The 14,215-nt window shown below is 61.9% G+C and carries 8 protein-coding genes; 1 reads left to right on the top strand and 7 read right to left on the bottom strand.

Annotated elements, in window-relative coordinates; translation table 11 throughout:
* Nucleotides 1-212: 212 nt before the first annotated feature.
* The 5 genes from thrS to HXO69_RS02440 form a co-directional block, all read right to left on the bottom strand.
* A complete protein-coding gene (gene thrS / locus HXO69_RS02420) occupies nt 213-2,246 on the bottom strand; it encodes a threonine--tRNA ligase (protein WP_296545098.1) in 2,034 nt (677 codons plus the stop codon).
* A gap of 131 nt (nt 2,247-2,377) precedes the next feature.
* On the bottom strand, nt 2,378-2,851 hold the full coding sequence (locus HXO69_RS02425) for a helix-turn-helix transcriptional regulator (RefSeq protein WP_296545099.1): 474 nt from the start codon (nt 2,849-2,851) through the stop codon (nt 2,378-2,380).
* A gap of 262 nt (nt 2,852-3,113) precedes the next feature.
* Nucleotides 3,114-5,678 carry a Rib/alpha-like domain-containing protein gene (locus HXO69_RS02430; protein WP_296545101.1) on the bottom strand — a complete coding sequence of 855 codons (2,565 nt, stop codon included), beginning with the start codon at nt 5,676-5,678 and terminating at the stop codon, nt 3,114-3,116.
* Between the two features lie 924 nt (nt 5,679-6,602).
* Nucleotides 6,603-7,493 carry a fumarylacetoacetate hydrolase family protein gene (locus HXO69_RS02435; RefSeq protein ID WP_294645775.1) on the bottom strand — a complete coding sequence of 297 codons (891 nt, stop codon included), beginning with the start codon at nt 7,491-7,493 and terminating at the stop codon, nt 6,603-6,605.
* Nucleotides 7,494-7,562: 69 nt separating this feature from the next.
* Nucleotides 7,563-8,261, bottom strand: a complete 699-nt coding sequence (locus HXO69_RS02440; protein WP_070738529.1) for a lipoyl protein ligase domain-containing protein — start codon at nt 8,259-8,261, stop codon at nt 7,563-7,565.
* Nucleotides 8,262-8,403: 142 nt separating this feature from the next.
* Here HXO69_RS02440 and HXO69_RS02445 point away from each other — a divergent pair, with 142 nt between their 5' ends.
* Nucleotides 8,404-9,903, top strand: a complete 1,500-nt coding sequence (locus HXO69_RS02445) for a glycoside hydrolase family 1 protein (RefSeq protein ID WP_296545135.1) — start codon at nt 8,404-8,406, stop codon at nt 9,901-9,903.
* Nucleotides 9,904-10,036: 133 nt separating this feature from the next.
* Here the strand turns inward: HXO69_RS02445 and HXO69_RS02450 are convergent, their stop codons facing one another.
* Nucleotides 10,037-11,188 (bottom strand): GNAT family N-acetyltransferase, encoded by a 1,152-nt coding sequence (locus HXO69_RS02450; protein ID WP_296545104.1) that lies wholly within the window; start codon nt 11,186-11,188, stop codon nt 10,037-10,039.
* A gap of 45 nt (nt 11,189-11,233) precedes the next feature.
* The gene (gene uvrA, locus HXO69_RS02455) at nt 11,234-14,122 is read right to left on the bottom strand and encodes an excinuclease ABC subunit UvrA (RefSeq protein ID WP_296545106.1); all 2,889 of its coding nucleotides are present in this window, start codon (nt 14,120-14,122) and stop codon (nt 11,234-11,236) included.
* Between the last annotated feature and the right edge of the window lie 93 nt (nt 14,123-14,215).

Raw genomic sequence — 14,215 nt, forward strand, 5'->3', positions numbered from 1 at the left:
ATCCAGCTACCCATTTTCTGAATGACTATGGACGTTCGCCTTACTACCACGCTAGCACTCTGGGGCTAAAAACTCCCCTCACAACACAGCTTTCTGCACCCACCGCGCTCCCCCACCCTCGCCTCCTCAAGGCACACAGAACCACCCCCTCCGCAGCTTGTCGCCGCAAAGGGGGTGGTTTCTATATGTGAGCTAGACCAGAAAGCCTAGTGTTACTCAGCAGCCTCCGTGCTGGGCTTCGGGTCTTCGTTCACGCGGTTGCGGATATGCTCCACAATACGTGCCACAGCCTCATCCACGGGCACACCGTTCTCCTGCTTGTTACCGCGGAAACGGAACGAAACAGCGCCGTGCTCCGCATCCTCACCGCCAGCAATCAGAATGAACGGAACCTTCTCAGTAGACGCGGTACGAATCTTCTTCGTGAAACGATCCGAACCGTAATCCACCTCAACACGCACACCGTGCGCACGCAGCTTGTCCGCAATCTCGGTCATGTAGTCGTTGAACGCCTCAGCCACCGGAACACCAATAACCTGAACCGGCGACAGCCACGCCGGGAACGCACCCGCATAGTGCTCAGTCAGCACACCCAGGAAGCGCTCAATCGAGCCGAACTTCGCCGAGTGAATCATGACCGGCTCCTGCACGGTACCATCAGCAGCCTGGTACTCCAGACCGAAACGGCTCGGCTGGTTGAAGTCATACTGAACAGTCGACATCTGCCAGGTACGGCCAATCGCGTCCTTCGCCTGCACCGAAATCTTCGGGCCATAGAACGCAGCTCCACCGGGATCCGGAACGAGCTCCAGGCCGGTCTCCTTCGCAACCTGCTCCAGAACCGCGGTAGCCTCTTCCCACTGCTCATCAGTACCGATGAACTTATCCTTCTTATCGCCCTCAGTGTCGCGGGTGGACAGCTCAAGGTAGAAGTCAGTCATGCCGAAGTCCTCAAGCAGGCTCAGCATGAACTTCAGCAGGTGACGCACCTCGTCCGGTGCCTGCTCCTTCGTCACGTACGAGTGCGAGTCGTCCTGGCTAATCATGCGCACACGGGTCAGGCCCTGCAGCACGCCGGACTTCTCGTCACGGTACACGGTGCCGAACTCGAAGAAACGCAGCGGCAGCTCACGGTACGAACGGCCACGAGAACGGTAAATCTCGTTGTGCATCGGGCAGTTCATAGCCTTCAGACGGTAGTTACCGTTATCCAGCTCCATGGAGGGGAACATGCCGTCCGCATAGTACGGAAGGTGACCGGAAGTGTAGAACAGGTCTTCCTTCGAAATGTGCGGGGTGCTGACGTACTGGAAACCCTCCTGAATGTGGCGGGTACGCACGTAGTCTTCCATCTCGCGCTTAATCACGCCACCCTTAGGGTGAATCACCGGCAGGCCGGGGCCAATGTTCTTCGGGAAGGAGAACAGGTCCAGCTCACGGCCCAGGCGGCGGTGGTCACGGCGCTCCGCCTCAGCGATGCGCTCCTTGTACGCCACCAGCTCGTCCTTAGTCGGCCAAGCGGTACCGTAAATACGCTGCAGCATGGGGTTCTTCTCAGAACCGCGCCAGTACGCGCCACCGGCACGCATCAGGGCGTAACCGTTAGCAATCAGCTTGGTGTTCGGCAGGTGCGGGCCGCGGCAGAGGTCCTTCCAGACGGTCTCGCCGGTCTTCGCGTTCACGTTGTCGTAAATGGTGATCTCACCCTCGCCGACCTCCACGGATGCGCCCTCGGCAGCATCCGCACCAGAACCGGGGCCCTGGGTCAGGGAGAGCAGCTCCAGCTTGTACGGCTCGTTCGCCATCTCGGCGACAGCCTCGTCGTGGGTGACCACGCGGCGGCGGAACAGCTGACCGGACTTGATGATCTTAATCATCGACTTCTCGATCTTCTTCAGATCTTCCGGAGTGAACGGCTCAGCCACATCAAAGTCAAAGTAGAAGCCGTCAGTAATGTACGGGCCAATACCCAGCTTGGCGTCCTTACGGTACTCCTGCACCGCCTGCGCCATCACGTGCGCAGCAGAGTGGCGCAGAACGTTCAGGCCGTCCGGCTCGTGAATGAAAACCGGCTCAACGGAGTCGCCAGCAGACAGCTCATGGGAGAGATCAACGAGCACGCCGTTCACGCGTGCCACAACAATCTTCGGGTCGTCAGCGAACAGCTCAGCGGCAGTCTTCGCGGTGACCTCGCGCTCCTCACCAGAAACGCTAATAACAATTGCTGAAGAATCAGCGGCAGACATAAGTCTCCTTAACTCAGGCGCGCGCGGCCGCTCGGGGCGCCGCGGGTGCGCATACTATTCCGCACTGTACTGGTGCACGGACACACACCATCTTACAACGGCTCCCAGCAAACGCTCAGCTTGAGGGCAGACTAGTCCGCATGATGTTCACGCGTATGCTCATACACGTCCACCACAATGTGGCTAATATGGTCGTCCTTCAGACGGTAAATAGTGGTGCGGCCCTGCTGCTCACGGTCAATCACGTGCGCCTCACGCAGGATGCGCAGATGATGCGAGGCGAGCGGCTGCGAAATGCCCAGGCAGGTGTACAGTTCGCTCACACTGTGCGGGCGGTGCATCAGGTGATGCGCAATCGCCAGGCGGAGCGGGTTCGCGAGCGCAGAGAAAATCGCCACGGACGGGCCGAACTGTTCCTCCCAGTCCTTGGGGCTGTTGCCTTCGAAGAGGGGCGCGTTAGCGGGCACCTCGTGGCTGTGCTCTGAGGCGTGCTCGGCGATGTGGTTCGCTACGTGCGCCGCTACATGCGCAACCGTATGTTCTGCGGCATGGTCAGCGTGGGTGGTGTTAGTTTCGGTCTGGTCTGTGTGCTGGCTCTGAGTCATAGTATTTTCACCTTAGGTACAGGAAGGGGGCACGTCAAGAAAGTTACGCCTGCGCGGCGTGCTTTCTTGAGCGTGCCCCTCTCCCCTATGTGCACTTGTGTTCGCTGGTGTGCAGATGCTGTTGCAGTTGTCGGTGCGCTGTCATTGTGGCGGCAACATCGTGGACCACCGCCCTCCTAGAGCGGTTCATCACATTGCGGTCATAATGCCAAGCGCTGCGCTGTAACTGCGTCAGCTCGCGAGTATGAAACCCTAGAGCACCTTAGCGGTTAGCGACTGCCACCTGCAGGTAACCCTCAGCGGACTTTACGCCCTTGTCGGTCACAGCGCGGTAGCGGACCAGCGGTGCGAAGCCCTGCTTATTCTTAGCGGATACCGCAATGCCCTGAGTGCCGTCCGGCAGGGTCACCACGCGGTAGGTGCCGTACTCGTCGCTGTATGCGCTGACGACCTGGCCGCGCTGGTTGAGCAGCTCCAGCTTCTTGACGGTCTCGCCGCGGCTGTATGCGCCGAAGGATGCCTCGTCGTTGTTCAGGACCGCCACGTTCTGGGTGGTGCCCGAGTACAGGGAGACGGAGTCCTCACGCGCGATGGGGCTGTTCTTGTCGACCACGTGCACCTTCAGCGGGATCGAGTACAGCTGCGCTGCAGAACCCTTCTTCGCCTTCACATCGGACATGCGTGCCGGTGCCTTGTCGGTGCGGTTCACGGTGATGTTCGTACCGTTGTCGCGGCGCAGGTCCCAGGTGGTGCCGGTGACGTCATGGGTGTTCAGGTCAATCGAGTAGGTGCCGGTCTTGCCGTTGGAGGCAAAACGGATGCCGGTCTCCGCGCTGGAGAACTGGCCGCCAGCAGTGTTGACCTTCTCCTTGTTGACCCAGCGACTGGGGCGGAAGTTCGGGGTCTGCTCGATTTCCTGGAAGTTGTAGTCACGGGCGTAACGGTAGTTCGGGGAAACCTTGTGCGACTGGTGCACGCTCTGCGCGACTGCGGTCTCGCCAGAGTAGACGGTGGCGTGGTGCTCGGCGGGCTGGTAAATCACGCCGGAGCCGGTGCCGGTCTTGCCGTAGGAATCCGAGGGGTACTTGAACTTCACGCTGGTATCTGCGCGGGCGGTGTTGCGGCCTGCACTGTTTTCAGCGGACTCGGTGTAGTTCACGGGCATCCACTGCACCTGCTGCCAGGGGAACTGGTTGCCGGTGAAGCCGCTGGGCACGAAGTTCGCGAACATTGCCGCCAGCTGCGGGTCTTCCTTGTACACGTTCTTACCCTGGCGGGCGTAGGGCGCGTAGGAGCTTGCCGCCTCCAGGTTGAATGCGTTGGTGAAGAGGTTACGGTCCGCGATGATGAAGCCGTATTCCTTCATCGCGGTCAGAATCATGCGCGAGAGCTCGTCTTCGGCGTGACCGGTGTTACGCAGGTGCTCTTCCACGTCAAAGTTCGCGGGCAGGAAGCCGCGCTGACCGGCACGGGGCGCGTTCGGGTACTTGCTCATGTCCAGCTTGCCGTCGGTACCCTTCGCGGGGAAGGAGGAAGTCAGCGCCGCATAGTCAGCCGCGGTGATGGACACCATGTGGTTGATCTTGCCTGCCTTGAGCTCGTCCACACCAATCTGGGTGATCTCATTCGCCAGGCCCACCACGGAGGAGGTGCCGTTCTTGAGGGTCAGCCAGTAGTTGTCTTCGCCCACGCCGCCGAAGTTCGGCTTAGCGAGCATGTAACCGCCGGAAGACACGTGGTAGGTCGCCGGGTAGTCAACCGCAACGGGGATGTCCACGGTGCCGCGGGTGCCTGCGGGAATCTTGTAGGTGATAACGCCGGTGTTCGCGTCGATGGATGCGCCGGGTACGTTCTTTGCCAGGCGGAACTTCGCGCCGCGAGCAATCGGGTAGGAGGTGCGGGCATTGCCGGACTTCGCGTCGATGCTCACGGGTGCGTTGATGGTGACGGTCTGACCTGCGTTGCCGCGGCCGACGTTGTCGTACTGAATCTTTGCGCTCTTGGGGGTGGATACGTTGCCGCCACCTACCTGCACGCGGGCGGTGCTGGTGTAGGTCTGTGCGTCTGCATCCTTGACGAACTTGAAGTAGGAGCGCCAGATGCCGGTCGCTTCGTCGTAGAGGGCGACGGACTGATCGCCGGAGAGGCCGTGGTCCTCGGCAAGCCACTTCGGGATCGGGGCGCCGCCGGTGAGGATGCGCTTGTTCTCTGCGTTGGCGTTGACGCGGCCATCGCGGGAGACGACCTCGACGTACTCCTGGTGCGGGTTCGCGGAGTTCACGGCGAGGGTCGGGATGTTTTCGTGGCCACCGACGGTCTGGGCGCGGTCCTTCTTCACAGTGCCCGCGTTGATGGCGGTGGTGACGGGGTGGTTACCCGCATCGCCGGTGTATTCGAGGAAGGTGCGGCTGATTTCGCTACTGTTGGCTACGACGGCTTCGGTGCCGGTGAGCTTCTTGGCGGCGAATGAATCACGGGCGAGCTTACCACTGAGGGGCGAGGTGTTCTCGGTGGTGGTCAGCTGCGCCTTAGTGAGGGAGGAGTTAACCGGTGCGAGGGTCGCGATGCTCTGTGCCTTCTGGTCGGGGTTCCAGTAGCAGGTCGGACCGGGCGCCATGTTGGTGAGGTTCGCCAGGGTTGGCACGGTGCGGTAGCCTGCGTCGACGCAGGTGGTACCGGCTACGTTGCGGATGGGGGCGGTTGCACCGAAGGTCGCGGGGAGGTTCGCGCCGGTGATGACGGTTGCCAGTGCTGCGGAGGCAGCGATGGTGGCACGGCGGCGGTTTGCAGGGCGCTGTGCCGGGTTTTTGGATGCAGTTGTGGTCATGTTTTTCTTCCGTTCGTGTCGGCTTGTTTGAGTGAGTGCGTTTGTATGAACAAACACGGACGTGAGTGAAATATGCATCTGAGGGTGTACCCGGGTGGGTCCTAATCTTCTGGCAGGAGTTCTCAGGAAACTCTCAGATAATCCCCATACCCTACATAGTCTTTTGGGTGAACGCAAAACGAGTTTGTGATTTTGGGCACCGATTTTTTGATAAAGGTTCAGGTTTAGAGTCACATCTCCTTGCACCTTTGTGCATTTATTGGTGTTTGAAGACGCAGAATTTGCACCGCAGTGTTTAGGCTTTACTCCTAGTCAAGCGATGGTGATGTGAAGAAAACGAAAAATGCGCACGGGGAACTAAACCTTAAACCTTAAAATTCCCCAAAAGACGCGCCAAAACTCCCTGTTGAATTTCTCACAGGTGACCACAATCTGAGATTCTGCACCGAGAGCAGATAGCACCCCATGCACCGAGACGGGCACCCAGCCACCCCTCAAAGAGCAATTTTCTGGTAACCATCACCCAACAGGGGCACCCTGCGCTTCACCTCGCTGACCCCTCAAAACCCACGTAAAACCCTAAAATTCACGTAAAAGTTCAAAGTTTCTATGTGTTTGTCAGTGTGTAACCATGCAAACACACCACGCCCCCACTCGAGGTGCTGCACGCAGCTCCCAGCAACGACTCCAAGCCGCCCACCGGGGGCTTTATCAATGCAAAAAAGTACTCCGCATGTGCCTTAAAAACACATGCGGAGTGCATATATATTCACCTATAGCTACCGCGGGTGCGCCCCGCAGCAGGTATCGGTAGCCCCCCCCAGCGTGGGTTCACGTGGGTTCATCCGCAGTTGCTCACAGAGCCAGGGGAAACCACGGCGCCACGGGTTAGCTACAGCGCAAAATAGTTACGGCGCACGATAGTTACAGTGCGCCCGCCTCCGAGCAGACATTCACCAGCTCACCAATGCCCTCAATACGGGTGCGCACCGTCTGCCCCGGCTTCAACCACTGACGCGGATGCAGCGACAAACCAACCCCCGCCGGGGTACCCGTCGCCACCAGGTCACCCGGCTCCAGGGTCATAAACCGCGAAATATAGGACAGCAGCTGCGCCGGAGTGAACACCATATCCGCCGTCGTGCCGCGCTGACGCACCACGCCGTCCACCTCACAGACCAGCTCCAGGCCGGCAACCGGGTCAACCTCATCGGGGCTCACAATCACCGGACCGAACGGAGTCATCGCATCCCAGTTCTTACCCTGGAACCACTCCGAGGAACGACCCTGCCAGTCACGCACCGACACATCATTCATGACCGTGTACCCCATCAGAGCCTCAAGTGCCTGCTCCTCTGTGGCGTTACGCAGGCGAGCGCCCACGACCAGGCACAGCTCAACCTCCCAGTCGATTTTCGTGCTGCCGGTGCCGTCGTCGTCGGGCATGCGAATCTGCTCGCCGGGGCCAATCAGCGCGTTCGGGAACTTCGCGAACAGCGCCGGATGCTCGGGCACCTCAAGGTTCATTTCCGCGGCGTGGTCGCGGTAGTTCAGGCCGGCGCACACAATCTTGCCGGGCTTATCCAGCGGGCGAATAAAGGGTAGGGAGTTCCACAGCTCCTCGCCGTGGCCCATGACGGTCGCACCGTTCTCCTTCAGGATCGCCACGGCATTCTTCGGGTCGCCAAAGTTCAGGCGGAACCGGCTGTAGAAATTCAGTAGCGGGCTGAGCTTCGCCGGAAGCTCGTACACGCTCTCTTCGAAGAAGCAGACCGCGCGGCTACCCTTCGAGTCTTTAATCTGTGCCCAACGCATGGATGCTCCTTCGCTTCAGGTGGGGATATATCGAATTAAGGTACGGATAAAAGTCAGAAATAAAACAACCTAGTGAAAGCCGTTTTGGGCGTACACTTCAACGATGGCGTCTTCCAGGTCTTCCATGAGCAGGGCGGGGTTCGCGTCCTGCGCCGCGCCAACCGTGGCGGGGTCCAGGTCCATGCCGAGGGCACGGTACACATCCGCGGTGACCGCCCGCAGCGGCGCAGAATCAGAGACCACGATGCCGGTGCTGAACCACCAGCCGCCGGTCACCACACGCTGGGCGGTGCCGACCAGCTTAATGCGGCCACCACCTGCGGAGGTGGGAAGCTGGGCGTGCACCGAATACTCGCCGGGGCAATACTCCCCCGGAATCTCGCCCATGCGCGCATCCACGCCAACCTCACGGAGCGCCTGCGCATACATGGAACCGAACAGTTCGTAGCGTAGGGTGTTGCCGCTGCGGGCGTCGGAGGCGGGCTGAAAATGGTCCACGACCAGGCACCCCTGATGGTAGGCGGCGGCGTGCCCGCCGACCTTGCGCACCAGCACCTCAAAGCCGTGCTCGGCGCACGCCGCGGCGGCGGCCGCGAAGCCGGGGTTCAGTTCGTCACGGCGGCCGAACGCGACCGTCGGGTTCGGCTGATACATGCGTAGGGTGGCTTCACGCTTGCCGGTTGCCACCTCGCGGAGCATCTGCACCGTCTGGTCGTGGTGAATGAGGATATCGCCGGAATCAGGGCCGGTCTCTCGAATAATTTGCACGTTCCTATTTTACGGTTACGCTCGCCACAGCTCCCACGTCTCCCCACAATGCGAAAACGCCCACCCGGGTAGCTAAAACCTAGTAATCCCCCACCCCCTCCGCTAGGGTAGAAGAAAGACCCAAAACACCTTGGAGAATGCCGTGCATCAGGACCAGCACATCACCGCCCAAACCACCGCGCTACCCCGCGTCAGCACTGAACAGCGCACCAACCCGGCGCTGACCGAGCCGCAGCCGCTCGGCGCATTCCCCGCCGGGTTCCTCTTCGGAGGCGCCACCGCCGCCAACCAGTTCGAGGGCGCCTGGAACGAAGACGGCAAGGGCCCCAGCCTGCAGGATGTGCTGCCCGCCGGCGGCCTGCACCCGCGCACCGCAGAACCCACCGAGGACAACCTCAAGCTGGAAGGCATCGACTTCTACCACCGCTACCGCGAAGACATCGCCCTGCTCGCGGAGATGGGTTTCAAGGTCTTCCGCTTCTCCATCGCCTGGTCGCGTATCTTCCCCCGCGGCGACGAAGAAACCCCGAACGAGGCGGGCCTCGCCTTCTACGACCGCGTGCTCGACGAGCTCGAAAAGCACGGCATGGAGCCGCTCATCACCCTCAGCCACTACGAAACCCCGCTGCACCTGGTCGAGCAGTACAACGGCTGGACCAGCCGCGAACTCATCAGCTTCTACGAACGCTACGCCCGCACCGTGTTCGCCCGCTACGGCAAGCGCGTGAAGTACTGGCTGACGTTCAACGAAATCAATTCGATGCTGCACCTGCCGTTCATGTCCGGCGGCATTAACACCCCCGCGGATCAGCTCAGCGACGCCGACCTCTACCAGGCGATGCACCACGAGTTGGTCGCCTCCGCGCGCGCCACCGCTGCGGCACGCGAACTGGCGCCGGGCGCGCAGGTCGGCTGCATGATTCTTGCCATGCCCACCTACCCGCTCACCCCCGACCCCGCCGACGTACTCGCCGCCATGCAGGCTGAACAGGCAAACTTCGCGTTCGGTGACGTGCACGTGCGCGGCGCCTACCCCGGCTACTTCCTGCGCTCCCTGCGCGAAAAGGGCGTGGAACTGAATATTACCGAGCAGGACCGCGAAGACCTGAAGAACACCGTGGACTTCGTGTCCTTCAGCTACTACATGTCCACCTGCGCGACCGGCGACCCGGCACGAGGCGAGCGCGGCGAAGGCAACATCCTCGGCGGCGTGGCGAACCCGACCCTGCCCGCCAGCGAGTGGGGGTGGCAGATTGACCCGACCGGCCTGCGCGTGGTCCTCAACCAGTACTGGGACCGCTGGCAGAAGCCGCTGTTCATCGTGGAGAACGGCCTCGGCGCCCGCGACGAACTCGTCGAGGTGAACAGCGAGCTCACCGTGGAAGACGACTACCGCATCGACTACCTGCGCCAGCACCTGCGCGCGGTGCGTGAAGCCATCGAGGACGGCGTGAACGTGCTCGGCTACACCACCTGGGGCTGCATCGACATGATTAGCGCCTCCACCGCGCAGATGTCCAAGCGCTACGGATTCATCTACGTGGACCGCAACGACGATGGCTCCGGCACCCTGGAGCGCTACCGCAAGAAGTCCTTCCACTGGTACCGCGAGGTGATTGCCAGCAACGGCGCGGAGCTGTAACCGGTCAGGTTCTACCCCCGCGAAACTAGCACGCGAAACTCAGTACATAAAAGCCCCCCGAGATTCTGCATCTCGGGGGGCTTTCGCGCATATGCTGTTTGTCTAGTGCCTGTTATGCCTAGCGCAGGCGGCTCTAGTCCATGGGCAAATCGTTCAGGCTGGTGGAAACGTACTCCCACCAGGTCGGCACCAACCCGGCGTTCATCGCAACCCGCTGCGACAGCATGTGCGACGGGCTCGTACCGTAGAACGGAAGGTACCCCTCCGCCAGGGTGAGTCGGGCGGCATCACGCACCAGCACGCTGGCGATACCGGCACCGCGCCAGGCGGGCAGCACATCGATACCGATCTGACGCATAATCGGCGAATCATCGCTCAGACCAACCATAGCGATAGGGTCTGCGAGCGCGGGGCTCTCCCCCGCTGCGGGTGCATCAGGTGCCTTAGATGCGTTCTCATCCACCGGGTATGCGGCAAGCACCAGCACATCCGGGCGGGTCACGCTAAAGCCCAGCGCGTTCGAGTAGCGTTTATCCCCGCGGAAACGCTCAAACTGTTCAGCGTCCAGCAGCTCCACGCGCAGACGGGTTACGCGCGCCTGCGTGTCCTGCGGGTCGACCTCAAGCGCCCCCACGGAGGCGTTCGCCTCCCTGCGGATGGTGCGCTCGCCGGTGATTTCGGCGAGCAGCGCCGCCTTCAGCTCGGCGGGGTCAACGCGGCGCATCATACCCACACCGGGCACGGCGCACTTGACCTCCTGCGCCTGCACGCCTTCGGGTACGACCGAGTTCAGCAGGGCGCGGCCGGGCGTGTAGTAGATGCTCGTGCCGCTGACCTGCTGGGTGTAGGGGGTGAGCAGTTCGTTGAGCTGGCGCAGCTGCGCGTAATCACCCAGCCAGTTCGACTGGTCACCGAGCATGTAGTCAATCGCCTTCTCCAGCACACGCGGATGCTTAGCGCAGAGAATGCCGACGCTCGCGTAGTTGGCGACGCGCAACTCCCAGATGTCGTCGTTGCGGCGGCGTGCGGCACCCATCTTCTCGGAGGGAGGCTGCACGGTGGCGAGTAGCGGCAGGCTCTCGGCTTCCGGGTAGTCGCGTAGCTCTTCGAGGGCGCGGCTAATCGAGCCGGGTGCCTGGCAGAAGTCCGCCTCCAGCTGGGTGTGCAGGATGTGCCGCGCCCGGTCCAGGGTGGTCACGGCACCCCGATTCACGACTCCCCGGTTCACAGCGCCACGGGTTGCTTGAGCTCCCCGGGCAGATTCGGTTCCTTGAGTATCAGTCACGTAGGTTTCCTCTAGGGCAAATTTTTGACTAGTTCAGGATTTCGGCTAGCTCAGGATCTCAGCAAGGAACGCGCCGGTGTGCGAGCCCTTCACCTGAGCCACCTGTTCCGGGGTGCCTTCAGCAATCACGGTGCCGCCGCCGCTACCGCCTTCGGGGCCCATGTCGATAATCCAGTCGGCGCACTTGACCACATCCAGGTTGTGCTCGATGGTGATGACACTATTGCCCTTGTCGACCAGCGACTGCAGCACGGCGAGCAGCTTGCGGATGTCTTCAAAGTGCAGGCCGGTGGTCGGCTCGTCCAGCACGTAGATGGAGCGGCCGTTGGAGCGCTTCTGCAGTTCGGTGGCGAGCTTCACGCGCTGCGCCTCACCGCCGGAGAGGGTGGTCGCGGGCTGGCCCAGGCGAATGTAGCCCAAGCCCACGTCCACGAGGGTGTTCAGGTGGCGCGCAATCGGAGTAAACGCGGCGAAGAACTCTGCGGCCTCTTCCACGGGCATTTCGAGCACGTCGGCAATGGTCTTGCCCTTGTAGTGCACCTCCAGGGTTTCGCGGTTGTAGCGCTTGCCGTGGCAGGTTTCGCAGGGCACGTACACGTCCGGCAGGAAGTTCATTTCAATCTTCAGGGTGCCGTCGCCGGAGCAGTCCTCGCAACGGCCGCCCTTAACGTTGAACGAGAATCGGCCCGGGGTGTAGCCGCGCATTTTCGCTTCGCTGGTCTCTGCGAACAGCTTGCGGATGTGGTCGAACACGCCGGTGTAGGTGGCCGGGTTCGAGCGCGGGGTGCGGCCGATGGGCGACTGGTCCACGTGAATGACCTTGTCCAGGTGTTCCAGGCCGTCGATGCTCTTGTGGCGGCCGGGCACCTGCTTGGCACCGTTAAGCTTGTTCGCCAGGGAGGTGTACAGAATGTCGTTGACCAGGGTGGACTTACCCGAGCCGGACACACCGGTCACCGCGGTGAATACGCCCAGCGGGAAGGAGACGGTCACGTTCTTGAGGTTGTTTTCGCGGGCGCCGCGCACGGTCAGCTGTCGCTTCTTGTCCACGGGTCGGCGGGAGGCGGGCACCTCGATGCGGCGGCGGCCAGCCATGTAGTCGCCGGTAATGGACTTGGTGTTCTTCAGCAGCTCCTCGAAGCTGCCGGAGTGCACGATTTCGCCGCCGTGCTCGCCGGCGCCGGGTCCTACGTCCACGATCCAGTCGGCTTCGCGCATGGTGTCTTCGTCGTGCTCAACCACAATAAGCGTGTTGCCCATATCGCGCAGCTTGGTCAGGGTCTCAATGAGGCGGCGGTTGTCGCGCTGGTGCAGGCCGATGGAGGGCTCGTCGAGCACGTAGAGCACACCGACCAGGCCGGAACCAATCTGGGTTGCGAGGCGGATGCGCTGCGCCTCACCGCCGGAGAGCGTACCGGCGGAGCGCGAGAGGGTCAGGTAGTCCAGGCCCACGTCCAGCAGGAACTGCAGGCGCGCGTCAATTTCCTTGAGGACCTGCTCGCCAATCTTGGCTTCGCGGGCGCTGAGCTGCAGGCCGCGCACGAAGGCGAGCGCGTCAGCCAGGGACAGGTCGGTGATGTCTGCGATGGACTGGCCGCCAACCTTCACGCCGAGGATGGTCGGGTTCAGGCGCGCGCCACCACAGGAGGGGCAGGCGACCTGGCGCATGTACTGTTCGTAACGGTCGCGGGCGAAGTCCGATTCGGTTTCTTCGTGCTTGCGCTTAATGTACGCCTTTACGCCCTCGAATCCGGAGGTGTAGCGGCGTTCGCGGCCGAAGCGGTTGCGGTAGGACACCTCGACCTTGTAGTCCTTGCCGTCCAGGATGGCGGCGCGGGTCTTGGCGGGCAGGTCCTTGAAGGGGGTGTTCAGGTCGAAGCCGAGCTCCTCCCCCAGGCCGGCGAGCAAGCGCAGCCAGTATTCGGTGGTTGCTTTACCCTGCGACCAGGGGGCGATAGCGCCCTCACCGAGGGTCAGGTCGGGGTTGGGTACGAGCAGTTCGGTGTCGACTTCCAGGCGCGAGCCGATGCCGTCGCAGGCGCTACACGCGCCGAACGGCGAGTTGAAGGAGAAGGCGCGCGGCTCGATGGTGTCGATCTGCAGCGGGTGGTTATTGGGGCAGGCAAGGTTTTCGCTGAAGGAGCGGGTGCGTTCGGGGTCGTCCTGCTCGCGGTCCACGAAGTCGATGAGCACGCGGCCATCGGCAAGCTTGAGCGCGGTTTCGATGGAGTCGGTTAGGCGCTGGTGAATACCGTCCTTAATGACGATACGGTCGACGACCACCTCAATGGTGTGCTTGTACTGCTTGGCGAGCTTGGGCGGGTCGGAGAGCTGCACGGTTTCGCCGTCCACGCGGGCGCGCGAGTAGCCCTGGGTGAGCAGGTCCTTGAAGAGGTCCACAAACTCGCCCTTGCGCGCGCTGACGACGGGCGCGAGGATCTGCAGGCGGGTGCGTTCGGGGTACTCCTGCAGAATGTCCACAATCTGCTGCGGGGTCTGCTGGGTGATTTCCTCACCGCATTCGGGGCAGTGCGGGTGGCCGATGCGCGCCCAGAGCAGACGCATGTAGTCGTAGATTTCGGTGATGGTACCGACGGTCGAACGCGGGTTCTTGGAGGTGGACTTCTGGTCGATGGACACCGCTGGCGAGAGGCCCTCGATGAAGTCTACGTCGGGCTTGTCGACCTGGCCCAGGAACATACGGGCGTAGGAGGACAGCGACTCAACGTAGCGGCGCTGACCCTCCGCGAAGATGGTGTCGAAGGCGAGGGAGGACTTGCCGGAGCCGGAGAGGCCGGCGAAGACGACCATCGCGTCGCGCGGGATGGTCAGGTCTACGTTTTTGAGGTTGTTTTCGCGGGCACCCTGAACCCGGATGCTGGTCAGGTCGTTCGCTTTGAGTGCGGTGCTTCCGTGTGCCGGGCGGGGTGTCATCGAAAATCCTTTCGTCTTAATCTTCGAACTTAAATTCTACACCCTCATGCCTTTCACCGGCGCGATTATGCGGGCGGTGAAGGCGTGAGGGTG

The organism is Rothia sp. (in: high G+C Gram-positive bacteria) (genome assembly GCF_015265375.1).
Lineage (GTDB): Bacteria > Actinomycetota > Actinomycetes > Actinomycetales > Micrococcaceae > Rothia.